This is a genomic window from Terriglobia bacterium (assembly GCA_032252755.1).
Lineage (GTDB): Bacteria > Acidobacteriota > Terriglobia > Terriglobales > Acidobacteriaceae > JAVUPY01.
The window spans coordinates 1-24,372 of the sequence record JAVUPY010000045.1; the positions used below are offsets into that span (position 1 = coordinate 1).

20 protein-coding genes are annotated in these 24,372 nt (G+C 57.8%); 4 read left to right on the top strand and 16 right to left on the bottom strand.

Annotated elements, in window-relative coordinates:
• Positions 1-941: 941 nt before the first annotated feature.
• Entirely contained in the window at positions 942-2,114 is a 1,173-nt protein-coding gene (locus tag ROO76_10220) for a hypothetical protein (GenBank protein MDT8068525.1), read from the top strand.
• A 342-nt stretch (positions 2,115-2,456) separates the two neighbouring features.
• Here ROO76_10220 and glmS read toward each other — a convergent pair whose 3' ends face one another.
• On the bottom strand, positions 2,457-4,319 hold the full coding sequence (glmS, locus tag ROO76_10225; protein MDT8068526.1) for a glutamine--fructose-6-phosphate transaminase (isomerizing): 1,863 nt from the start codon (positions 4,317-4,319) through the stop codon (positions 2,457-2,459).
• A gap of 113 nt (positions 4,320-4,432) precedes the next feature.
• Complete coding sequence (gene purS, locus ROO76_10230; protein MDT8068527.1) at positions 4,433-4,678, bottom strand: phosphoribosylformylglycinamidine synthase subunit PurS; 246 nt, start codon at positions 4,676-4,678, stop codon at positions 4,433-4,435.
• A gap of 143 nt (positions 4,679-4,821) precedes the next feature.
• On the opposite strand from purS, the gene ROO76_10235 reads away from it, so the two are divergent.
• A complete protein-coding gene (locus ROO76_10235; protein ID MDT8068528.1) occupies positions 4,822-5,592 on the top strand; it encodes a LytTR family DNA-binding domain-containing protein in 771 nt (256 codons plus the stop codon).
• Positions 5,593-5,675: 83 nt separating this feature from the next.
• Here ROO76_10235 and ROO76_10240 read toward each other — a convergent pair whose 3' ends face one another.
• The 9 genes from ROO76_10240 to ROO76_10280 form a co-directional block, all read right to left on the bottom strand.
• Positions 5,676-9,812 (bottom strand): DUF3857 domain-containing protein, encoded by a 4,137-nt coding sequence (locus tag ROO76_10240; protein MDT8068529.1) that lies wholly within the window; start codon positions 9,810-9,812, stop codon positions 5,676-5,678.
• A gap of 474 nt (positions 9,813-10,286) precedes the next feature.
• Positions 10,287-10,790: a hypothetical protein gene (locus ROO76_10245; GenBank protein MDT8068530.1), complete on the bottom strand. Its 504-nt coding sequence runs from the start codon at positions 10,788-10,790 to the stop codon at positions 10,287-10,289.
• A 737-nt stretch (positions 10,791-11,527) separates the two neighbouring features.
• Positions 11,528-12,034 (bottom strand): zinc ribbon domain-containing protein, encoded by a 507-nt coding sequence (locus ROO76_10250; protein ID MDT8068531.1) that lies wholly within the window; start codon positions 12,032-12,034, stop codon positions 11,528-11,530.
• The gene (locus ROO76_10255; GenBank protein ID MDT8068532.1) at positions 12,018-12,569 is read right to left on the bottom strand and encodes a zf-HC2 domain-containing protein; all 552 of its coding nucleotides are present in this window, start codon (positions 12,567-12,569) and stop codon (positions 12,018-12,020) included. The genes ROO76_10250 and ROO76_10255 overlap by 17 nt, the downstream gene beginning before the upstream one ends.
• Complete coding sequence (locus tag ROO76_10260; protein ID MDT8068533.1) at positions 12,566-13,198, bottom strand: sigma-70 family RNA polymerase sigma factor; 633 nt, start codon at positions 13,196-13,198, stop codon at positions 12,566-12,568. The genes ROO76_10255 and ROO76_10260 overlap by 4 nt, the downstream gene beginning before the upstream one ends.
• Positions 13,199-13,360: 162 nt before the next feature.
• Positions 13,361-14,791, bottom strand: a complete 1,431-nt coding sequence (locus tag ROO76_10265) for an MBL fold metallo-hydrolase (protein MDT8068534.1) — start codon at positions 14,789-14,791, stop codon at positions 13,361-13,363.
• 156 nt (positions 14,792-14,947) lie between these two features.
• Positions 14,948-16,651, bottom strand: a complete 1,704-nt coding sequence (locus tag ROO76_10270; GenBank protein MDT8068535.1) for a hypothetical protein — start codon at positions 16,649-16,651, stop codon at positions 14,948-14,950.
• On the bottom strand, positions 16,648-17,421 hold the full coding sequence (gene rlmB, locus ROO76_10275; protein ID MDT8068536.1) for a 23S rRNA (guanosine(2251)-2'-O)-methyltransferase RlmB: 774 nt from the start codon (positions 17,419-17,421) through the stop codon (positions 16,648-16,650). Before rlmB ends, ROO76_10270 begins: the two co-directional genes overlap by 4 nt.
• Before the next feature lie 12 nt (positions 17,422-17,433).
• Positions 17,434-18,288 carry a phosphatase PAP2 family protein gene (locus ROO76_10280; protein ID MDT8068537.1) on the bottom strand — a complete coding sequence of 285 codons (855 nt, stop codon included), beginning with the start codon at positions 18,286-18,288 and terminating at the stop codon, positions 17,434-17,436.
• A 312-nt stretch (positions 18,289-18,600) separates the two neighbouring features.
• Here ROO76_10280 and ROO76_10285 point away from each other — a divergent pair, with 312 nt between their 5' ends.
• The gene (locus tag ROO76_10285) at positions 18,601-19,785 is read left to right on the top strand and encodes a thiolase family protein (GenBank protein MDT8068538.1); all 1,185 of its coding nucleotides are present in this window, start codon (positions 18,601-18,603) and stop codon (positions 19,783-19,785) included.
• A gap of 310 nt (positions 19,786-20,095) precedes the next feature.
• Here ROO76_10285 and ROO76_10290 read toward each other — a convergent pair whose 3' ends face one another.
• Together ROO76_10290 and ROO76_10295 are read right to left on the bottom strand one after the other, a co-directional pair.
• On the bottom strand, positions 20,096-20,500 hold the full coding sequence (locus ROO76_10290) for a helix-turn-helix transcriptional regulator (protein ID MDT8068539.1): 405 nt from the start codon (positions 20,498-20,500) through the stop codon (positions 20,096-20,098).
• Between the two features lie 30 nt (positions 20,501-20,530).
• Positions 20,531-21,349 (bottom strand): hypothetical protein, encoded by an 819-nt coding sequence (locus ROO76_10295; protein ID MDT8068540.1) that lies wholly within the window; start codon positions 21,347-21,349, stop codon positions 20,531-20,533.
• Between the two features lie 86 nt (positions 21,350-21,435).
• Here ROO76_10295 and modA point away from each other — a divergent pair, with 86 nt between their 5' ends.
• Positions 21,436-22,191: a molybdate ABC transporter substrate-binding protein gene (gene modA / locus ROO76_10300; GenBank protein MDT8068541.1), complete on the top strand. Its 756-nt coding sequence runs from the start codon at positions 21,436-21,438 to the stop codon at positions 22,189-22,191.
• An 86-nt stretch (positions 22,192-22,277) separates the two neighbouring features.
• Here the strand turns inward: modA and ROO76_10305 are convergent, their stop codons facing one another.
• The 3 genes from ROO76_10305 to ROO76_10315 form a co-directional block, all read right to left on the bottom strand.
• Positions 22,278-23,588 (bottom strand): carboxypeptidase regulatory-like domain-containing protein, encoded by a 1,311-nt coding sequence (locus tag ROO76_10305; protein MDT8068542.1) that lies wholly within the window; start codon positions 23,586-23,588, stop codon positions 22,278-22,280.
• Positions 23,588-23,971 (bottom strand): hypothetical protein, encoded by a 384-nt coding sequence (locus tag ROO76_10310; protein ID MDT8068543.1) that lies wholly within the window; start codon positions 23,969-23,971, stop codon positions 23,588-23,590. The genes ROO76_10305 and ROO76_10310 overlap by 1 nt, the downstream gene beginning before the upstream one ends.
• A partial coding sequence (locus ROO76_10315; protein MDT8068544.1) for a cytochrome c-type biogenesis protein occupies positions 23,968-24,372 on the bottom strand: 405 nt, incomplete at its 5' end. The genes ROO76_10310 and ROO76_10315, both read right to left, overlap by 4 nt.

A 24,372-nucleotide genomic window follows, 5' to 3' on the forward strand; every position in this document is an offset into this window, starting at 1 on the left:
GCTGCTGTTGCCCGTCAGGGCGAGGGAATCGAACATTTCGTGCGAAGGTCTGCGCATCCCCAAATGGCAACTTCGGCGTGTGCCGGACTTTGAGTTCTAATAGTTCCTCGATGGAAGTTTTGGTGAGATGTGTGTCACACATCGTAGAACCCGTGGCCGTGAATAGCTGCACACCAGCAACTTGCCATTAACACTTCGAACCCGTTCATTCTCGCCATCCGTGACATCCAAAAAGCAAGGATGTCATACCAATGCTCGGCCTGCCATTTGTACCTCCCCCTTATGACGACGAAATCCTAGGTTCCTGGTTCGCGCGAATAGCCTTGTTCAACACGCCTGGCCTCTGGCGATCAATTCTGGAAAGGCTGCACGTGGCGTCCGGAACAGTAATTGATATGGTTGATTGGTCATCGGAATTCGGCCGACTACTCGATATTCTAGGCACCACTTACGAGGAGGTTTTACTCTCTCGGACAACATTGCCGTATTGGCTTTGCTTCGATGCGTGTGCGGAGGGTGTGACGCGTGGAACAGTTGCTGTCCCCCAACTTCTAAACTCAAAGGGACGGCCCGTCTCCGCACTCGCACGGATCGGCGTTAGGCATAGATCGGGTGAGATTCGGCGTTTGCGGTACTGTCCTGAGTGTCTCCAAGCCGATTGTCGGTCATGCGGAGAACCGTACTGGCATCGGATACATCAAGTTCCTGGTGTTTTCTGCTGTCCCTATCATGGCTGCGAGTTGCGCGCCACCTGTCCACGCTGTCACAAAGCCTTGGCAGTTTGCACAGTTGGCACTGTTGCACTTCCGTCGACTCGGTGCGGTTGTGGGTTCGACTTGCGCCGTGACTGTAGTGAGCCGCCGCCCCCAATGTTCATAAAACTCGCCCGAATCAGCCTAGCTGCGCTTCGATCAGAGGTCCCTCGATGGGAGCGGGCCCAAGTGCGGCGCTATCTGCTTTCTGAGCTAATTCGCCATGCTAACCACTGTCGGACGCGTGACTTCGTTAGGGATAGTATCGAGCAGGATCTTCGAGCCTCGCGCTACACAACAGTTTTGTCGGCTGCTTTTGATGTTCTAGGGCGCAGCGGCAAACTTTTGAAGCTCCGTACTCCTGGCGATCAGGGTCTTTGGCAGATTCAGGCGTTCTTCAGCGGAGTGTGCGCACCCGAATGCTGCGCTCTTATAGCAGCTCTCGGTATGTCTTTTGAACTCGCGGCGAAGAGTCTGAGGACTGGGGACTCGGCATCCGAACCGCGGATGGGAGGGCAACGACTACATCTTCAGTCGATCTCGATCAATGCAGCTCGTAAACAGTTTGCAGCGAAAGCGGCCTCGAACCCGCGTCGCCCGTCGCAGGCGCATCCGCGGCTTTATTGGTTTTTACGGCTCAAGGATCCACTCTGGCTGCAGCGCAACTTTCCTGGGCCGATTGAGTCTGAGATTCCTTCGATTGATTCAGATCGCAAGAAGATCGCGTCTGTGTTACGGGACGTTACAAAGTCTCCAGATCTACGGCTCGGCAATGTCCAGAGCTATGCAGCTGTCGCCCGTGCAAGAGTAAGAGATGGCGATTGGCTACACACTAGATTGAATAAACTGCGGCGCATGTCAGAAACAGCGCGCCTCGCGCATGCAGAACTCGGACGGAGAGCTCGCGTCGTGCTAGTCGCAGGTGCCGTATTATCGATTATCAACGCTGAGTTGGTCGGGGATGTCTCGTCCAAGCCCCGAAACATCTATCAACGTGAAATTGCCAGTGTAACTGCGCTCTCGCGCTCTCAAGTCGGCGACGTCATTCGGTCGAACGAGGAATTAAGGATGGCGATAGCCATATTGAATGAGGATCGTTTTCGGCGCCAACTTCTTGGGGCATTGCGACAATTGCAGGACGCCGGGAAAAGTCTGTCCGTCAAGACCATCTGCAACCGGGCTGGTCTCGCTGCGGTACCGGAAATCGCGTCCATGGTTCAGGAAGTGATCCTTGGGAGAACCCGCTTTACGCGTAAACCTACTGTGTCTCCTAAACCGCAACTGGATGAGGCGTTGGCTCTGGTTGCGAGGGTCCGTGACCGGAATCGCGCCCATGGCCGGAATGAATCAACAGCAGCCTAGGGCAGCGGCGCGTCGGGACATTCAGGCCCGAATGTTGTTCCTCAAGAACTGGGCGCCACTGAGATGGGGGAACACAGCAGAGCGCCAGTTTGTTGATCTCTTGCTGTTTCCATATCGCTCATATCGACGATTCTCTGTCGGGACCGGTGGAAATTCTGGCGCTGAGTTCACTGGGAATGTGGGTGTGCAATCCGCGGCACTACTTTTGCCCGACTTTGTATGAAATATCCGTAATAAGAATCTTTTGTCTGTTCCTCCAGGCTGTTGAAAACACAAGGCCTATTCTTCAGGATTATCCGGTACTTTAGTGCTTTGATGTGGTTGGTAGTCCTTGCGCGCCTGCTATTCCACCGTCACCGATTTAGCCAGGTTTCTCGGCTGGTCCACATCGCACCCGCGCCGCACGGCAATGTGATACGCCAGCAATTGCATCGGCACGATCTCCAAGATGGGTGCAAAGATCTCCGGCGCGTGTGGGATATAGATGACGTGATCCGCTGCTTCCCTGATATCTTCGTCGCCTTCGGTCGCGATGGCGATGACTTTTCCGCTGCGCGCCTTCACTTCTTTCAGATTGGAGATCGTCTTCTCGTAGCGCAGCACGGAATTCGGGTCGTCATCGTCCTTCGTCGCAATGATCACGACCGGCAGGCTCTCGTCGATCAGCGCATTGGGCCCGTGCTTCATCTCGCCCGCCGGGTAGCCCTCGGCGTGAATGTAAGAAATCTCTTTCAGCTTCAATGCGCCTTCCAGTGCGATCGGGTAATGTATTCCGCGCCCAAGGAAAAGAAAGTCCTGCGCTTTCTGATAAGTTTTGGCCAGCTCTTCAATCGTCTCTTCGTGTGTCAGCAGCGATTCGAGCTTCCCCGGAATGCGAGTTAATTCCTTGATCATCTCCTTCGCCTGCTGCGTATTCACGGTCCCGCGAAGCTCTGCGAGGTGCAGCGCCAGCAGGAACAACGCTGTCAATTGCGCCGTGAACGCCTTCGTCGAAGCCACACCAATCTCCGGCCCCGCGTGCGTGTAGATGGTTCCCGCCGCCTCGCGCGCAATCATGGCTCCCACGACATTGCAGATTGCGAGCGTCTTCGAGCCCTTCGCCTTCGCCTCGCGCTGTGCCGCAATCGTGTCCGCCGTTTCGCCGGACTGCGTGATCAGAACGGTGAGCTCGTCCGGCCCGGTGATCGGGTCACGATAACGGAATTCGCTCGCGTAATCGACATCCACGGGGATCCGCGCCAGCCGCTCGATCATGAACTTGCCCGCGAGCGCCGCGTGCCAGCTCGTGCCGCAAGCCGAAATCTGAATCGCCTTGAACTTCCTGAACTCCTCCTCGGTTATGTCCATCTCGTCGAGGAAAACCTTGCCCGAATCCTGCGACACACGGCCCAGCCACGTATCGCGCACGGCGCGCGGCTGCTCGTAGATTTCCTTAAGCATGAAGTGCTTGAAGCCGCCCTTCTCCGCCATGATCGGGTCCCAAGTGATGCGCTGGACCTCGCGTTTGATCGGCTTGCCCTCGAAATCCGTAAGCTTCACGCCATCTTGCGTAAGCACCGCCAGGTCGCCATCGGCCAGGAAAAACACATCACGCGTATGCGCTAGGATCGCCGGAATGTCCGACGCCACGAAGTACTCATCCTTTCCGATACCGATCACCGAAGGCGGCCCATTACGCGCCGCAACAATCTTGTTCGGCTCATCGACGGAGATAATCGCCAGCGCAAATACGCCGCTCAACTCGTTAACCGTCTTACGCACCGCCTCTTCCAGCGAAACCTTTCCTGCCTTCACGTGCTGCTCGACCAAATGCGCAATGACCTCGGTATCCGTCTCGGTGGTGAAGGTGTGTCCTTCGTCGCGCAGCTTCTTCTTCAGTGCGACATAGTTCTCAACAATGCCGTTGTGAACGACGACGATTTTGCCGGTGCAATCGCGATGAGGATGAGCGTTCTCTTCCGTCGGTCGCCCGTGTGTAGCCCAGCGCGTGTGCCCAATCCCGTACGTTCCGTCGAGTGGCTTCAGCCGGATCGCTTCTTCCAGGTTGCGCAGTTTGCCTTCCGCGCGACGCACCTGCAGGCCGGCGCCGTTGCCGGCTACCGCAATCCCAGCCGAGTCATACCCGCGGTACTCGAGCTTCCTCAAACCTTCAATGATGACGGGAACGACGCGCTTTTTACCGACATACCCCACGATGCCGCACATGATTGCAATACTCCTAGCCCGCGCGGGAGCACGGGATTGTTACAGAATGAGGGGGGAGACCGCTCAATACAAGTGACGCCCGTAACGTCCTCAAGGGCGCAAATATTACGGCTTTAATCCTCGATCCGGTACGAAAACTCTTCAATGACCGGGTTGGTCAGAACCTCGCGCGCAATCCGTTCGACCTCGGCCTTCGCATCGTCCTTACCAAGCCCGCCATTCAGCGCGATCTCGAAGTACTTCCCCTGCCGGACGTCGCCCAGCCCCTTGTACCCCATCTTGTTGAGTGCGTTGTAAATTGTCTTGCCCTGCGGATCGAGGACGCTCTTCTTCAGCGAAACGTAAACGTAGGCTTTCATGGCTGGAAAGGTAGATTATACCCCGTGCGCCACATCTGCCGCAGTCAGTAGTTGTGGGCGCCACGAACCTATTCGATGTGCGTGGGCAGTCACTTTGTAATTCCTAAAACCCGATATCCGACTACCCGATTTATACTTTCCCCATGTCTCTTTCGGTCGTAATTGTCGACGACGAGCAACTGGCTCGTGACGAACTAGCGTACTTGCTGCAGGATACCCGGGACCTCGACGTGGTCGCCCAGGGTAAGAACGGCCTCGAAGCCGTCAACCTTATTAAGGAGTTTGCGCCCGACATCGTTTTCCTCGACGTCCAGATGCCCGGCCTCGACGGCTTCGGTGTCATCAAGAAGCTGCTGGAGAAGAAGCATCCGCTCCCGCAGGTCATCTTTGCCACGGCGTTCGATCAGTACGCCGTCAGAGCTTTTGAGGTGAACGCCGTCGACTACGTCCTCAAGCCCTTCGACAAAAAACGCGTTCAACAGGCCGTCGAGAAAGCCCGCAAGAACCTGCAACCCGCCGAGTCATCCAACGAACGCCTCGATGCGCTCGTCAAAATGCTCGAATCGCAAAAAGCCCAGCCGGGCAAGATCCTGCTCAAGGCGAACGGCCGACTCTTCCTCGTCGACCAGAAGGACATCTGCTTCGCCGAAATCGAGGACGGCGTCATTACTGTCGTCGCCGCCAACATGGAAGGCCAGTCCAACTGCCGGACCCTCGAAGAACTGATGACCTCGCTCGACCAGTCGATGTTCTGGCGCGCTCACCGCTCCTTCCTCGTAAACATCAACCGCATCAAGGAGGTCGTCCCCTGGTTCAAGTCCAGCTACCAGGTCCGCATGGACGATCGTAAGCACACCGAAATTCCCGTGAGCCGCGCGCAAACCAAGCGCCTGCGGGAACTGTTCCGGCTGTAGCTGCGCTATCGTTCCGAGCGGATCCTCGCTGCCGTTGCGAGGCGCAGGCGAGGTGACCTGCTTTTACCCCCTGCGACTATTCCTCACTCTGCCTTGGGTAATCCCTCTAACCGTTTCTTTGCAAGACTATAAGTCGCGGTTGGACTATCTGCCGTTCCTTCCGGCTTTTCCATCCTTAAGTACGCCGACCTCGCTTCTGCCGGTCGGCCGTATTGTTCTGCAATCCGTCCCACGATGTACCAGATCGCATCGTTCGGCTCTTCCATGTTGTCGGCATCCATGGCCTGGATCAGCAACTTCTGCGCTTCGCCGGTCCGCCCTATTTCGGCATAGACACACGCCAGCGTATGAATGATGCTGAAATTCTTATTGTCCGACAGTCGATTCGCCCTCTGCGCCGCTTCCACGGCATCCGGCGGCATTGGGTTCACGAACAGCGCCGTCCAGGCGTACTTGTTGAGCAGCGACGGCGTTGGTTTCGGCATCTGTAGCACCGGCGCAAGCAGGCTCAGAGACCGCTTGAAATCTCCTTTGCGATCTGACACGTCGGAAATAAATTCAAAGGTGTCAAGATCGCGGCTGTCCAGCTTGATGCGATCGTTGATAATTTTCTCGGCCGCATCGTACTTCTTCGTTTCCGCCAGCGTGTAATAGTAAAACCGGAACGCAAGGTGTGAATCCGGCTGAGCTTTGAATAAGCGCTCGGCCGGTTCCAGCGCCGCCCCAAAGTTCTCCATTCGTATGTACTCACGCAGCGCGGCCAGATCCAGGTTGACCTTTTTCTGCTCGGTTTTCGCGTTCTCGTAGGCCGACTTCAGAACTTTCAACGCATCCTCGTCTTCCGCCGAATCAGCGAGCAGAGCTGCGATCGCCACCTCGATCGCTTCACGATCCCCATTCTGCCCCTTCTTCCAGAACCGGGCGAATATGCTGCCCCCCAGCGGATCGTCTGGCTGATCGGCATTCGTTTCCTCTCGCTGCCAGTCCAGCCACATGCGGGCGCTCTTCAGGTCGCCGGCCCTCACCTTCTCTCGCGCTATGCGTGCAATCGTCTGCCCTTGCTCGCTGGGAGACACAAATCGGTACCCATCGGGCGTCTTCACCGCGTAGAACGCCAGTCCATTGACGCCAAGACTCTCCAGCATCAACCGATATCCGCTGTTGTCATCCCCCTCGGAGTAGATTTTCATGTTGCTGAGCAGAATGTCCCCGCGGGCCTCGGTCGGAATCTCGGTCCCAACCATGTTCCGAACCCCACGATTCAGCAGCTTCAGGTCCTGCAATCTCGGATCCTCTTTCCGCTTCTCCGTTTTCCCGACCGGCACGGGCAGTATCTGCGAGATCAATTCCTTATTCGGCTCCTGTGGCCCAATCGACGCAATCAGCAGGCGTTTCAATTGTGCTGCCGGATCGTTCCCCTCCACCTTCAGTTCCGTGTACGGCTTCGTCTTTCGAATCACGTCCAGTATTTCCAGGCTTGCGTTTCCCGTGTTCACCTTTGCCAGCATGTCGGCCGCTTGCGGATACAAATTCAATTCCAACAGGAGGCTGCCGGCATTCTGAATAACCTCCATGCGGGAGTCCTCGTTGCTCGTGACTTCCAGCGAACGTGCAAGTGCCGGTTCGCTACCTCTCTGTGCCGCTATGGACGCGAGCAGTAACCCAAGGCGCGCGTTAGTACCCTCAAGTTTCGGAACCGCCTCCTCGATTTTCTTGTACTGATGTGAAAACAGCTCTGCGTACAGCAGGTTGTTGTCGAGGCTTTCCCACGTCGATCCCCGCTTCTTCAGTTCCTCGTACTGCACTACCGATTCCGCCAGGTTCGCGTCCGCCGCATAACGCACACCGTTCGCATTGTGTTCCAGCAGAATCGCATAGTCCGTCCTGCACGTATCGTCATCCGGATCGATCTCAATCGCCCGCTTGAATTCCGCCAGGGCTCCGGGAAGGTCGAATCCCTTCTGGAATCGCCGCCCGACGAGATCATGCTCCAACATCCAGGCAAGCGTTTTGTGGGCCAGCGCGGAATTCGGCTCCAGCTTTACCGCTTCTCGAGCCTCGTTTCTCGCCGCCTCCGCGATTCCCGCGTCGAGCAACGCCTGCGCCAGTTGAACATGGTGCAATGCTTCCGTCGGGTGCAGCTTCATCAGCGAATTGAAAGCCGAGATCGCCTCGCTGGTCTTGCCTTCGCTCAGCAACGAATACCCAACCTGGTCGAACGCGAGCAGGATGTAATTGCTCCTTTGAAGCTCGAGCACGGACTTCTTCAGTGCTTCCGCCTCTGCCACCGTCATACGGATCTTTACCGTATCGAATCGGAAAGTCGCATACAGCACGCCATCCTTATCGGTCTTATACGTCTGTGTCAGGCGCGCCGGCCCCATCTCATCGGTCTTGTCGTTTCGCAGCGACCGCACCTTGAACCCCGGCGGCGGCACAATCTTGTAGCGCCATTCCGTCACATACGGAATCGCCAGCACATAATCCGCGGTCCGCGGTGGGTCAGCCTTTTCCTCCCTGGCCTGTCCGTTCTTTTTCTTGCCTGAGTCTTCGTCGTCCTTGCGGAAGAACTCCGGCAACCGGTTCGCCATCCCGCCCAATGCGATTGCGACCGCGGCATCGCTCAACCCTGTGCTACCCCTTCTCCCCTTCGGCACTTCCACCCTGAACTTGAAAGGCGTGGTCAGGTCGTACCCGTCGCTCAATTCAAATTTCACCGGCTCCTCAGCCAGGTAAACTGTTTTCGCATACTCATCCAGCGATTTCTGGATCGCCTTCTGATCCTGCTTGACACCGTAATAGCTCCGGTACGAACGGTCGATCTGCCCATGCGCCTCTGACCACTCCACGATCCTTGCCGGCCCGTTTTCCGAAAGATAGAACTCGCGGTTTTCTACCAGCAGGTTGTCCATGGGACTCGCCGTCGGAGTGTTGGTAAGCCCATTCGTCTTCTCTCGAATCACCAGCGCGTGCCGTCCCTGATCCTGCAACGGCAGTTGTCCTGGCGCGGAAAACTCGTCCGTCGCATCGATCCAAACATCCGGCTTTCCCGGAACGTAAACGATCGCATGGTCAAACGCGTCCATTCCGGGTGAGTCCGGCGACGCATCGAATCCCCCATCTGCGTCGAGCAGCGCCAGGTACGCCGGGATCGACGCTGCCCGCAGCATCGCCACCAGTGTCGCCGCTTTGTCCTTGCAGTCGCCGTACTTCCGCTTGAAGACTTCCGCGGCAGTCTGCGGCACTAGCCGAGACTGCCCGAACTCGACCCCCGTGTATCGCACCTCTTTGTGCAGGCGCGCCGTCAATTTCACAATCTTCTGTTCGCGGCTGTCCTTTGCAGAAACAGTCCCTGCCACAATCTGCTTCACTTCTTCCATCTGGATCTGCGGCTCCGCCACCCGCAGATACGCTGACGCCACCTGTTCCCACGACTCCGCCGTGGTTACTTCCAGGATCGGATACCCCGGCGTGTCCGACGGAAGATCCGGCTCCACCTTCTCGATCGCCGCCATCTTGCCGTTTTCGAATACGTACTGGGTCGAGTTCTCCAGTTCTTTACTCGACACCTTGATCTCCGGCAACAGATACGCCTTGTAGCGCAGGTGAAGCGCCTTCGGAACCTGCACCACAACTCTCAGCCTCTCCGACGGAACCCGCCGTCCCGGGTAGATTCGCACCAGCGTCCCCGCTCCCTCCAGCGCCGGTCTTTCGTCGTCCAGCCTTATTTCGATCTCGACCACTGAACCCACCTGCACCGCCGGCAGTGGTCCCCGATACATTCTCTGATCGCCATACGTGTCCGGCGTGTTCTCGCGCGCCGGCGAGTCCGATAGAGTCGCCGGATCAAGTTCATGCGTGCTTCCGTCCAGGTTCACCACTCGCGCCTTGATCGTCGGCTTCGACTGGTGCCACGGCTGCCACATCACATTCGTATTGCCCCACGTACTCACGCCATTCGACGAGTCGACCCGGTACATGTAGTGCCACCGGTAATGAACATTGCCGGCATCATCAACGCGGACCTCCCGCTCATCCAGCAGCACCGTCGCATCGTACGTTTTGTCCGTCGTTACGCCCGAGGCTGCCTGCAGTATCTCCGCGGGCTTTGCCGAAAACGCCGGTCCATCCAGCGAATTGCTCTGCGACAGCGCCGTGTTAGTCAGGAGAAGAAGAGTGAAGAGACCGCTGCAAAGAATAAAGCGCGAATAATGCTTCATGCGTGGGTAGCCCTTTAGTGGTGAAGGCGCATTATCCCATTTGCCATGCCTCCGGGCAGCAACAAACCGCCACACGCCCAGGCACTTCGGAGGCAGCCCATTTGAACGCCGACCGGTGACCGCCATCACTGCGTTGAGATCAAAATATTCGGGCGGAACTGACCAGGAGTGCGCCGCAAATTCGCAGCAAAGCAGCAAAGCAGAAACAAATGCAAGCACCAACCCGGGCGGCTATTCTTGCGCTGTTCAGCGTGCCGAGGCCAGGCCAGCACCGCGCCGTGCGCCGAGGGACCACATGAAGCTGAAGCCCATCACCGTTTCCTGCAAATTAGCTCTCCTTTGCCGATCGGAACAATCAGCGTCTCACATCCAGCATTCTGAGTAACGACTCTGGATGTGTATTGTATGCCGGTATGTACGAAGACCCATTGCTTGAAGCAATGGGTCCTGGTATTCACGATTCCCTCGCTGCTGTTACCTGTGCGAACACCGCCGGTTGCCGTTTCCGTAATAGCCGGTGGTTTGGTACGCAGGGCCATTCGAATAACCGGGGCCGCCGTAGTATCCGCTGTTGGGATAGTACGGGGCGTTGCTTGGGTAATACGGGCCACTGTTGGGGTTCGGGTCGTTGCCGTAGTAACCGCCGTTTTGCGGGTACGGAGCGTTGTATCCGTAGTAGCCGTTGTTGTACTCGTTCTGGCGACGACGGCGGTCGATCGCGTATCCGGTTGCGCCGCCCGCTGCGGCGCCGATCCAGGCTCCAGTTGGGCCGCCGATCTTGTGGCCGATGATGGCGCCGGCGGCGGTCGATCCGCCGATGATCGCGACGCTCTTCCATGTGTCGGAACTGGTCTGCGCCTGGGCTTGAGCTGGCGCGAGCGACACGAACATCGCGAGCAGCAGCAGCGCTGCGAACCCGCCTCCCTTGATCGCCACACCAGAAGCACTCGCTAAATATCCAGAAATCCTCGTCTTCATAGGTCCTCCCACATGACCAAGGCAAACACCACCGGTGTGCCGATGTCGCGGACTAAGGTGGAATTGGGCGCCTACTTAGGATTTCTTCATAATGTGGGTGCTGCGTTTAGATCCATGTCGCTTTGACCCACCCCCCTGTCTTGGCTCTAGCGGTTTTCAACGAGTTACGGAAATTTCTGCGGAAAACGTATGAAATAAAAGACCTTAAATCTGAAAATATCCCAAAAGCATTTGGTTTCAGGATTTTGCGTGCGGAAAACGTGTTTCTGGCAGCGTGTTATCGTCGGACGTAGAAGCCGCAATTCGCAAACCGTTTGTTTCTGCGTGCGCGTGTTGAGAAAGATCGAAGCCCCACCCTCTCGCCAACTGCGGGCGAGAAGGGTAGGGCACAATCGAACCGAAGATCGGGTGAACCGAAGAACGGACTTCGACTGTTAAAAGCGACGGCGCCCACTGGGGGCGCCGCTCGATGGAACTCTGTCCGATTACATTATAGCAAATTGAAGGGTAGATTCTGAGGTTTTGGTTGGAACTATATTTCGAGTGTGCTGAATATTTTGCGGAGTTGTGATGTGGGTCTCTTGACAGGGTGATCATCGACGGAAAAGAACCCACATCCGCGAACAGCGCGCAGATGTGGGGCATCAGGGCCTGCCCACGTTAGCGTCCAACTGCAGGACGAGAACGTGGGGCACAAAAAGGTCGTGGGATACCTGGTCCACCCGCCTAGTTCATCTCTACTTCATTGGTTCGTGCAGGATCTTGCCGCAGTTGTTGCAGTAGAGATCGCCGGGCTGGATTGGCGTGTGGCAATGGCCGCAGGCTGCCAGGCGCGGCGCGGCGCACTTCGGGCAGAAGCGGTAGGTTGGCTGGATCAGGTTGCCGCAGTGGGCGCAGTCGACCAGCAGTTGCTTGCGCGTCAGCAGGTAGAGGATGAAGCCGATCGCGTTCGGTATGAAGAGCACGAGCGCGGTCCAGAGCCACTTGTTCATCCCGCGCCGTTCGGCGTCGTTGTGGACGTACCCGACCAGCAGCATCCAACCGGCGAAGATGATGGCGACCACGACACCGAGCACGGCGCTGACGACGCGCGGCGGCGGATTGTGCTGGCGAGGCACGTACGTATTGAAGAAGATGAGGAAAAATGCGAAAGCCGCGACAGCCAGCACCCAAGCCCACCACGCGATCGGCGACGCGTTGCGCTTCGTCATCGCAATTCGATTCACGTTAGCTGTTTGACTCACGGGAATCTCCTTCCAAGATCGAACCCATATCTGCCAACTGCGGCAGATGTGGGGCACCAAGCGGATGTGAGGCACCGAACTGCCACGCATGCATTCCGGTACGCAAGGAAACAATCATCAATACTCCCAATCCAGGCAGCAGCCAGAACCAGCTGACCACCGCGACCCACATCCAACTTGCTGTTGCGAAGCCGAACCAATGAGCAGCATTGAGCATCAGCCAGATGCTCAGGAGCGTCCAGGCGAGGTCGAAGCCGAGCGCAAGGGAAATCATGCGACGGCGATGTTCGGTGCTCGTCAGTTGCTCCGCACGAAAGCGCACACCGGCTCGCGTACGAGCGGCGAGGAACGGTGGCGCGGTTACCGAAGCTCCGCGGAAGACATCGACTGAAGCTGCGAGTTGCTCCTGTTCGGCGCGGCACGAATCGCACTCGGCGAGGTGTCGCATCAGTTCGGCGGTTTCGGCAGTGCTCAAGGTGCCGATTGCGGCATCGAGCATGAGTTCCCGAGCGCGGGCGTGAATGTCGTTGGTCATGGACGCACCTCGCGCAGGAAGGACGAACCGGAGAGCTTCTTCTGAAGCATGACGAGGCCGCGACGCAGGCGCGACTTCACGGTCGAGAGCGGCGCGTGGAGTACCTGAGCGATCTCTTCGAGCTGCAGGTCTTCATGGAAGCGGAGAGTAAGCACCTCGCGATAAAGCACAGGCAGGCCATGGAGTAATACGCCGAGACGATCGTCCTGTTGCTGCTGCTGGATCTGCTGGAAAGCTACTTCGGCGCGCTCGTCGGGGACGTCGAACTTGGGGCTCTCTTCGTCGTCGTTCTCGAGCTCGCTGAAGGAGGTTGTGTGTTTGCGGCGAGCGTTGTCGATGACGAGGTTGCGCGCGATCGACATGAGCCAGGTCTCGAACTTATAGCGCGCGCTGTATTGCGAGCCGCGCTCGAGGACGCGAATCCAGGTGTCCTGGAAGATGTCCTGAGCGAGTTGCGGGTCGCGAGTAAGGTAGAGCAGGTAGCGATAGAGCCGGTGCTGATACTGCTCGATGAGCTGATCGAGCATAGCCGGGTCGCGACGGCGCAACGCGCGCGCGATCTGTTCGCATTCCTGCATCCAGTCCTCAGCTCGTGCGACGGCTGCGAATTCGAGAGTTGCGGCAGACATACTAACCATAAGTACGGTACCGCGGGACGAAAAGACGCAAAATCGCAACCTGCAATAAAGTTTGGACCTCAACGCTAAAGAAATACGGGTAATTACGGAAATACCCCACCCCAGCCAAAAGAGGGCCACGATGGGGCACCCATAGGGCACCCAATAACCTATTTATTTTACAGGGACTTGCTGCATGTACTGCGCGATTTCGACGCGCCAGTGCAGGTTGGTCTCGATGGACTGCTTCAGGGCTCGGGCGGAATCAGGTTCGCCGTGAACCAAGTACGTGATTTCGGGGGGCTTCTTGAACGTGCGAAGCCATTGCAGCAACTCGGCCGTGTCGGCGTGGTCGCTGAATTGTTCGAGAGCGGCGGTTTGAGCGCGCACGGGGACGATCTGGCCGAAGATCTTGACTTGCTTCTCGCCGTCCTTGATCTGGCGTCCGCGGGTGCCGAGGGCCTGAAAACCGATGAACAGGACGAGGTTGCGGTGGTCGGGAAGACGCTGCATCAGGTGGTGCTGGATGCGTCCGCCCATGGCCATGCCGTTGGAGGAGACGATGATGCACGGGTAATGCGAGTCGTTGATCTTCTTGGATTCGGCGGCGGTGCGGGCGAAGGTGAAGCCGGGCCACGTAAGCGGCGAGCCATACTTCGCAATCATCTCGCGGACGGGGTCGCTGAATTCTTCTGAATGCTTGAGGAAGATTTCCACGGCCTCGATTGCCATGGGTGAATCAGCGAAGACGGGGACACGAGGAATCTGTCCCTGCTCCATCATCCATTTCAGGAGGAAGAGGAATTTCTGTGTGCGTTCGACGGCGAAAGCGGGAACGATGACGCTGCCGCCTCGCTTCACGGTTTGCGTGATGAGCGCCGCAAGTTCGGGACGCGGATCGTCGGTCGGGTGAACGCGATTTCCGTAGGTGGATTCCATCACGAGGATGTCAGGCGATTCGCCTTCGGTGGGGCCGTAGTGAACGACCTTGCCGGGTGCGATTTGGCTGTTGCGAACGCGCCCGACGTCTCCGGTGAAGAGCGCGCGCCGGGTGCGGCCGTTGGAATTGAGTGTGACCTCGGTCATGGCGGAACCGAGGATGTGCGCGGCGTGAACGAAGCGGAAGGTGAGATCGTGGCCGAGATTGATCGTCTTGCCGAATTCGAGGGGGGAGAAACTGTTGAGCGACTGCCTGGCTTCATCGAAGGTGTACAGCGGCAACGCAGGTTCGTGCTTCGAGGTTTTCTTCTTGTTGTGGAACGCGGCATCTTCTTCCTGGAGGTAGCCGCTGTCGGGGAGCAGGATACCGCAGAGGTCAACCGTAGGAGGTGTCGCATAGACGCGGCCGCGGAAGCCTTCTTTGACGAGGCGAGGGATCCAGCCGCTGTGGTCGAGATGAGCATGGGTGAGGATGACGGCCTCGATCTTACGAGGGTCGATGGGGAGGTCGCGCCAATTGCGTTCGCGCCACTCTTTCGGGCCCTGGAACATGCCGCAGTCGATGAGTGTTTGGAAACCGTCACCGTGAGTATCGCCGGAGATGTTGAGAAGATGCTTGGAGCCGGTGACTGTGCCTGCCGCGCCTAGAAATTGGATGTAGGTCAAAGTGCCCCCGGGATTAACAGAGATTCGCGCAAAAGCGTCTTCGTGAGCGATTGACGAGTGAGTGCGCCGTGCCGCGAAAATGCAGGTCCCTCGCCTCCGCCGCAAAAGCGCGGCTCCGCTCGGAATGACGACGTCTACGTTCCAGGATAGATTGTTCTATTCCGAGGGCGGCGGCGCAACGTTTTTGATCTCGGTTGAGTTGTTAGTAATGTCACTTTCGGGAACGCTGCCGTCGTTGACCCAGGCCTTCTGGGGTGTGCCGGGGTAAGCGACGCGGATGATGGTCTTGCCGTGGCCGGTGATGAAGCCTTTTTCGCGACGCTCACCCTTGTCGGATAGGACACCCACGACGATAGGGGAGGCGGGTTCGCCATCGTTCTCGACCGTGATGGTGACGATGTACATGTTGTTCAGAGTCGCACGCGGATAGACCGTGTCGATCTTGAAATCGGGCAGACCTTTGTCGCGATAGACCCAGTCATCGAAGAACTGCTCGAGGTGCTGAGTGCCGGGCGCCTGGGCGGTGATGAGGCTCTGGATGTATCCGGGTTGGGTGTCCTGGCCGGCGCGATAAAGGTGGATGGCGGCTGAGATCGCTTTCTCTCCGATCATGTCGCGGAGCATGTACCAGACGTAGGCGGACTTGCTGCGCATGAGGATGTCGTCGTGCGTGGTGGCGAGTGGATCGCCTTTGCCGGGAGCTTGCTGCGCGGCGTCTTTTTCGGCTTCGGCGAGAGTTTCGCGGAACTGGTTGAGGAAGGCGAGGGTCTGCTCGCGTCCGGCCTGGCGTTCGCGAATCAGGAGCTGCGCGAACATCGCAAGGCCTTCATTGATCCACGGACGCGGTGAGGAAATGATGGTATGCACGACCTGGTGGCCCATCATCATTTCGGCGGCAGGCGGGCTGAGCTGCATCAGCGGCGTGAAGTAGAAAGGCGTGCCGTCGTCGAAGGGGAGGATATCCTGGTTGGGTAATTCGACGACGACAAGCTTGTGCTTTGGGGTGCCGAAGAAATCGGTCACTTGCTGCGCGACCTTTTCGTCGGCGACGACGTAGCTGCGTGCCAGTTGCGTGTGCTCAGGGAGGTAGTAGACGGTTATGGTGGGACGATCGAGAACCTGGTAGGCGGCGATGGTGAAGGTCGGCGTGATGTTCGCGAGCGAGTGATAGACAACGTGTTCGGAGTCGCCGGTCGTGGTGCTTTCGTCGGCGTTGGTAACCAGCATCTTGCCAGCGGGAACGTTGAAAGTTGCTTCGAGGGTTGAGTTACTGCTGCGCTGTTTCCAGTCGGCTATTCGATTCCAGACTGTGGAACCGTCGGTGAGCAAGGCCGCTTCGATCGATACCGGATACCAGACGACATAGCCGAGGCCACGGACAGCACTGTAATTAGCCGTGATCTGGTCCCAATCAGAGCGCTCGGCGTAGTCGCCGGGGGTATTCACGCGGAGCAGGCGTCCATTGTTGAGAGAGATTGTTCCCGAGTAGGTGAAATTGACGGTGACACTCGAACCGGGAGCAACGGGATTAGCGAGCGTGAGAATCGCTTCGGACACGGTGCCGGTGTGATCGATGTCAGTCGTGTAGGGCTGCTGTACCCATGGGACCTGCTCCTTGCCCACCGAGACCGCCGTCCATTGCAGAGAATTGGAAATCTGCATGGCAAATTCTTTCTGTGGCGTGGCGGAATCGTTGCGGGCTTGAAGAGAACCGGTAACGGCAAAGCCCGCGGTCGCGGGATCGATGGTGACCTTCAGGTTGTAAGCGGTGAAGGTGAAGGCCTTTCGGTCGAGCGCCTGCGTGGTCAGGCTGGCGGTGATGAGCGCAAGAATGGTGGCCAGTTTTGGCAAGAGTTTCATTTCGATTTTGCTTTGACGTAGGGTTCGATTTTCTTCATTGCGTTCCTCCGCTGGCGCAGTACCTCGTACATAACGATCCCACCGGCGACGGAGACGTTCAGCGAGGAAACCTGGCCCATCATAGGAATTGAAACCAGCAGATCGCACTTCTTGCGGACGAGGTCGTGAAGCCCTTTGCCTTCGGCGCCGAGCACGAGGGCGCAGTCCATATTGTAATCAAGCTCGTCGTAGCTCTGCCCGCCACGTTCGTCGAGTCCGACGACCCAAACATTGCGTTCTTTGAGGTCTTCCAGGGCTCGCGCGATATTGACGACACGAGCGACCGAGAGGTGCTCGGAAGCCCCGGCTGAGGCTTTGACGACGGTTCCTGTGATTCCCGCGGCCCGGCGTTCGGGAATGACAACGCCGTCAACACCGGCGCCGTCGGCGGAGCGCATGAGGGCGCCGAGATTGTGCGGGTCCTCGATGCCATCGAGAACGAGCACGAAGGCGTGCTGGCCGCGCTTGTTCTCGAGGATGTCATCGAGGTCGCTGAATTTCTTGCGCGAAGTGAAGGCCATTACGCCCTGGTGGGTGCGAGTGCGAGTCTCGCGATCGATCTCCTCGCGCGGGACAAAGCGAACGGAGACGCCGGATTCGCGGCAATCGTCGATGATGCGCTGGATGCGCGGATCGGTGCGGTCCTTGGCGATGGCGACGTATTCAAACGAGCGCTCGCGGGATTTCAGGGCTTCACTGACAGCATGAATGCCGAAAATAATGTCGCTCATGGGCAGTTCAGTTTACGCCACGCGGGAAAAAGGGCAAAGCTTCCAGAAAGCCGTGGCGCCAAGGAGAGCGCCTGCAATGATGTCGGCGGCATAGTGGTATCCGTCATAAACGGCGCCGACGCACATGAGGAGTACCGGAACGGCAAGCCATCGGGCCAATCGGGGCTTCCACCTGGCGGCCGCGAGCAGAGCGACGGTAGAAGCCATGATGTGGCCGCTGGGAAAGGCGTTTCCGTGAACTCCGGCGTGGTGCTGAATGAGTTGGACGAGCCAGTGGAATGGGCCAGTGAAGCCGGTTGAGAGATGCCGCGGCAGAGTGTGCGCGGGACCTTCTGTCGGGAAGGCGAGGAAGACGATGTAGCAGGCGATGTATCCGAGGACGGTGGCGTCCATCCAGATGCGGAAGGGCTGGCGCGGATCGCCGGCCTCCGTGGGGCTTTTCGCATTCCAGATTCCCCCGTATAGAACGCCACCCACGACGAACATGATCCAGTAAAAGGTGAAGTAGCCGAACTCGAGGAGTTCGACGAACCAGAATTCATGAATCCGGCTCAGCCAGACGCTGGGCGGGACGGTGAAGAAGACGGCTTCGGCGCGGAGGATGAGGGCGTCCTGCCAGCGCGGAACAAAGGCGAGAGAAAGGCGCGCGGTCAACTCAAACGCGGCGATAAAGACCAACATTGGGTACCAGTCGTGCGCGAAGCGCCACCAGCGACCAAGGGACGAACATGCCGCCAGGTAGAGAATGACGGCGATGATGATCAGATGGAGAACAAAGAATCCTGCATAGCTCGCAAGCGGATGAGGGTGGGTGAGCAACGCAAACGTAAGTGCCGGGTACCAGGCCAGGAAAAGCCGGTCGGTCATGGTGAAGGCCTGGGGGAAACGCCGGGGTCGGCTCGATGCGAGTCGAAAATCGAAAGTCGAAAGTTGTGGACGGCGAGAGTTCAGCCCCCGGCTGCCAGGCTTCGAGTCCGCGCTTTCTTGAGAGTTCCTGGCGGCGCCATTTCCTTCAACGTTCATAGCTGTCTTTTACGGCGGAAAGGGTGGAACCGCAATGGACTTGAGGTCAATTAAAAGTCATCCGAGAAATCCAACAGGAGCAGAGAGTTGCGGCGGCAATTTGGTTCGCTTTGCTAGACTTTACGTAAACGCCGTACGCAGATTGGGGGCATTCGCATGAAAGAAAATGCGGCATTCATTGTCTCTGCAGTTCGGACTCCCATTGGGAAATTTGGCGGCGGTCTGGTTTCGCTTTCGGCCGCCGATCTCGGCGTAGTTGCCGCCAAGGCAGCCCTGGAGAGAGCGGGAGTAGCTGGCAGCGAGGTCGAAGAAACGATCTTCGGCAATGGGCGGCAGGCGGGCGGCGGGCCGAACCCGGCGCGGCAGGTTTCGGTTCGCAGCGGAGTACCGGATAGCGTTCCGGCCTATACGGTGAACATGGCATGTGCTTCAGGAATGAAGGCGATCACGCTGGCGGTGGAAGAGATCCAGAACGGTAACCTGCAATGCGTGCTGGCGGGCGGAACGGAGTCGATGTCACGACTGCCTTACTACCTGGACGGTGCGCGATGGGGGTATCGGCTGGGCAACGCTGAACTGGTAGATGGGATGTATCGCGACGGATTCTTCTGTCCCTTGGCAAAACTGATCATGGGCGAGACGGCGGAGTTGCTGGCAGAACAGTTCAAAATTGGCCGCGAGGAGCAGGACCAGTTTGCGCTGGTTTCGCAGCAGCGGGCGCAGGCGGCGATAGAGGCGGGGCGATTCAAAGACGAGATTGTGCCAGTCAGTGTCGAAGGGAAGAAGGGAACTACGGTGCTCGATCGCGACGAACATCCGTTCCTTGGCGCGACGATGGAAAAGCTGGGAAAGCTGTCGCCGGTGTTTTCAAAAACCGGAACAATTACGGCAGGGAATTCTTCGGGGATAACGGATGCAGCCGCGGCACTGGTTGTGGCAAGCGAGAAGTTCGTGCGGGATCGGAAATTGAAACCTCTTGCGCGCGTGGTGGGCTTCACGGCGGCGGGGGTCGATCCGCGCACGATGGGAATCGGGCCTGTGCCTGCGGTGAGGAAACTCGAAGAACGAGTAGGGATAAAGCTTGGGGATTTCGATGTTGTGGAGTTGAACGAAGCGTTCGCTGCCCAGGTGCTCGCTTGCGACCGCGAACTGCATTTTGATCGTGAACGACTCAACGTCAATGGAGGCGCGATCGCACTGGGACACCCAATCGGATGCACGGGCGCGCGAATCACGGTGACGCTGTTGCACGAGATGCTTCGGCGGAAGTCGAAACGTGGGCTGGCGACGCTGTGCGTGAGCGGCGGCATGGGGATGGCGCTGGCACTGGAGACAGCGTAGTAGAGAAACTGAGGAGAGTTGGCTTCGGTATATGTGCAAGTTATTGCATATACGGGTAAGTTACTTCCGACTCGCTTGGATTCGGAGAATTCGACAAGGTTCGAGTTAAGATGCTGAAAAGTAAACACTTACCGTTGTTGTTGAGAGTTCTGGATTAAATGGCCATTGGAGTGCTTTGAATAGAATTGCGCATGTTGTACTGAATCTTGATTTAGCGGGAATCGTTCGCCGGAAAATCAGCCGTTGACGATTCGATCGCTTACAAGCAGGCCTCGAGCTAACCAGTTCGAGGCCCTTGTTTTTGTGGCGACTAGGGACGGGCGATCATGACTTCGGTGGCCTTGATGAGGGCTACGGCGATGTCACCTTTCTTCAGAGCGAGATCGGCAACAGCTTCGGCGGTAATGATCGAAGTCACGCGTTGTTCTCCGAGGGAGATAACGACCTTGGCGAGCAGGCCCTCCACCTTGATTTCTGCAACTCTCCCGATCAACTGATTACGGCCGCTGACCACACGAAGGGTGGCATTATTACGTGCTTTGCGGCGGCGAGGCAGATACTCGTCGAGTTCGCCGACGGGGATGCGGTGGTGCCCGCCTGGAGTTTTCACGGTCCTGATCTTGCCCGAGAGAATCCAGTGCTTGAGGGTTGGATAACTGATGCCGAGAGATTGCGCAGCTTCGCGCGGGGTCATGAACGCCGATGTGTCTCTCATGGCAGCCAAGTTTATCTCGGAGAGCGGCGGTCAGAAAGGCATTCTTATTGTGCCGATGAAAGCATGGTTGTACTGGTAGAAACTCGAGGTTGCGACCTGAAAGCCAGCGCCGAGGGTCAGGCCGATGCGATTGTGAATAGGGAAGCGGCCGAGGACAAGGCCGGGAGTGACAAAGTTCTGGGTCTTGCCATCGCGAACGCCGCCGTACCAGTGAGTCTCGTTGAGTTCGATTTCGGGCCAGAGATAGCGCAAGATGTGAAACTGGAAGGCCGTGTTGGAAAGCAAGGTGCGGCCTATCTCGGCGGTGTCCTCGACAGGAAGGCCAGAGCCGAGCGTCGTCTGGATATCGAATTTATGCCAGCCTTTTCCGAAAGCGATGGTTGGCGTGACGATGGCGCTCGCGGCGCCGTTCTTGTGCGAACCTGTGGGAATGCTGCCGCCGAGGAAGGCGGTGAGAATGTAATCGCCGTGCTCTTCGTTGCGCGAGAGAATGCGGTACTTCAAGAGAAAAGATACATCGCCGAAACCATCAGGGGTCGTAGGATTACCGTGAACGAGATATGGCGGGATGTTGAAGATGAGTTCCGTGTTGTGCGTGGGAATGAGTTCCAGGCCCTTGCCGCCACCGAGATTGGTGACGGGATCGCCGGTGGGGGTGAACTGGTGGATGAAGTCGGAACGAAACTCCTGCTCGAGACGGGGCGTAACCGTGGCGACAGGTGTGATCCAATGAGGTTGCTGGGATTGGGTAGCGGAGACTCTTTGCAGCCAATCGCTCACCCAGTTGTCCTGGGAGAGCGCCGGAAAGGTGGACACGAGGGCAAACAGCAGAACGGCAACACTTCTCAAGCGTCAGTACTCCCAGTTCAATTGCACAGTTCAATACGTTTCAATACGTAATCGTATAAGCGATAAATACGATATCATATATATTGATGAAAGCAGGAATCTTAGCCGTTCTTGTGCTGACAACTGTAATCGCACCGGCACAGCAACTCACAGTTGCCGCGGCGGCCGATCTTCAATTTGCATTTCGTGATCTTGGCGGGCAGTTCGAAAAGCAGACGGGCATTCCTGTGCGCGTCACTTACGGTTCTTCCGGAAATTTCACGACACAGATTGAGAATGGGGCGCCGTTCGACCTTTTCTTCTCGGCGGACGTGCAGTACCCGCAGAAGCTGATCTCGGAGGGATATGCGGAGCCGGGATCGCTGTATCGGTATGCCGATGGAAAACTCGTGCTTTGGGTGCCGAACGGTTCGAAGATCGACTTGAGTAAAGGGCTGTTGGCGCTGCTCGATCCCTCCGTCCACAAGATTGCTATTGCGAATCCGAAACATGCTCCGTATGGGCGGGCGGCGGTGGCGGCGATGAAGTCTGCGGGAGTGTACGAGAAAGTGGAGAGCAAACTTGTGTTGGGGGAAAACATTTCGCAGACGGCGCAATTTGTACAGAGTGGGACGGCGGACATGGGACTGGTGGCTCTGTCGCTGGCGGTGTCGCCGGGCATGCGCAACAGTGGACGATATGCTGAAGTTCCAGCGAAGGATTATCCGGCAATCGAGCAGGGAGCGGCGATCGTGAAGCAGTCGAAACAGAAAGCGGCGGCGGCGAAGTTCCTGCAATTCATGAAGACTGGGACGGCCAGGAGGATACTGGAGAAGTACGGGTTCGTGGTGCCGGGAGAGTAGACAGCCGTTTCAGAACCGATTTGGCGACGAATGCAGGAATGCCCCACATTTCTCGCAAGTGAAGCGAGCACATGTGGGGCAAGAGTCTAGGAGTTTTTCTGGGACCTTGCCAGAGCTCGCTTCAGCGTCTGGTCGAGGGCGGTCTTTTGGGTTTCGTATTCCTCGGAAGAGATTTGACCCTGTTGCCGCTCGATTTCCAACTGGAAGAGTTCTTCTTTCATTGCGTCCAACAAAGTGTTCCCGGATTTCGGAGCGGACGCAGGAGACTCCGGAGTACTCGGCGGAACAGAAGCAGCGGCGGCTCGGGCCGGTTGGTCGGGAATCGGGACGGACACGCCTTCAGTTGTAACCGGCGACTGACCGGACGTACGCGACAGAGCAAGATAGGCTACGCCGAATAGCACCACGAGCAAGACGATCAGCAACGGCCAGCGATATTTCGCGAGCGCATCGGGAGCATCGATCGGCGGCCCAAGACCGCCCCCGGGACGGTTGTCGTCCTGCTGCGCGCCCATGGCGCCCTGGCCGCCCTGCGCCTGCTGTGCATTGTTGTCAGGGATGGTGCCGGTACCGGATACGTTGAAGGAGACGTCGGTGCCCGGACCCGCCTCGCGCGCTACCTGCACGGTAGATCCCGGTTGATCGGTCATGGGTTGGAACAAGGACGCGTTCTTCAGGGCCAACTTCATGGAAGTCGGGATCATGACGACGAAGTGTTCGTAGGGCATCAGCAGCTTCGGCGAGATGCTGGCCGCGCCGGTGTATGGCATGTGGTAGGCGACCTGGAAACGAGTCTCGCCGGGTTTGAGAGCGAAGTTGAAGGCGTAGTGATTTTTTGCCTTCAGCGGAACCGGCATGGCTTGCAGCGGTTGGCCGTTCGGGCTCTGAGCAGACGCCTCGTCGATCTGTGCGCCATCAGGGAGAACGATCTCGAAGGAATTGTCGGCGGTCAGCGTACGCTTGGGATTGGACGCGTTGTTCACCGCCCAGAGTTCCATCACCTGCAAGGTGTTGCCGTCAGACTGCAACTTCATTACGTCGACAGTACCCGTGATGCCGTCGACCTTCTTTGCGCCCTCATAGATGGAGATGTCGCCCTGAGACGTGCCCGGCGGAACCATCGTGAAGTAATTCGCCCCCTGGTAGGTTGCGCGCACTAGATGCGGTCCGCCGGTATTCGGCATTGGCATGGAGTAGTGACCCTGGGCGTCGGTCTTGGTGCTGCCGCTCTCCGACATGCCGTTGGCGAGAGTGAGCAGCGTGACCTCGACGTTCGCAGCGGGTTTGCCGGTGGTGTCGTTGGTGACGATGCCGGAGACAGTCTGTCCCAGAGCGGAAATCGAAAACAGGGCGAGTACGAGAAGAACGTAAAAACGATAACTGCGAGCGAGGCGCATCAAGCGCGGGCTCCTTTATTAGAAGTGCGGTTTTGCTGGTAATTGTAAGGTTTCAGCGCGGCACGCTCGAGTTGATCGATTTCGGCGAGGACGGTGGCGGCTTCCTGCTCCATGGAATCGCGCATCGAGGTGAAGTCGCTGTCGCTGAGTTTGCCAGCCTTGTACTCGAAATTGAGGTCGCGCAGATTTTCGTAGACCTGCTCTTTGCGCTCGTAAAGATAGCTCAGGCGCGTTTTGGCCTCGGGTGTATGTACAGCGGTCGGCTGAAAGATGTATATGAGCAGCGCGGCCGTGAAGATGGCGCTGCCGAGAATCAGAAGCGCGAGTTGGGTGCCGTCCGACTGTGCGGCCTGCTGGAAAAACATAAGTGCGACAAATATCAAAGTTCAGTCTCCTTGCGGGCGAGGTCGCGGTACGTATCGAGCGCGTGGCTACCAGCGGCAGGCGATGTGGCGAGCGCAGGTGGAGTGCGGCGTTTCCACGCGCGAACCACAAGCACGACGGCTGCGATGGCGAGCCCGAAAATCGCGAAGGGCATGATCCAGGCGACGATGTTGAAACCGGAAGTTGTGGGCGCGGCGAGCACGGTGGTTCCGTACTTCTGCACCATGGCGTTCTTGATGGCCGCATCGTTGTCGCCCCGCAGCACCATTTCGCGCACTTCAGCCAGTTGACGAGTGCTGTAAGTGCAGCCGACGTGGTTGCACTCGGAGAGGATCTGGCCGCAACCGCACATGCACATCATCTGGTGGCCGAGGGTATTGACGCGCGAATCCGGCGAGTC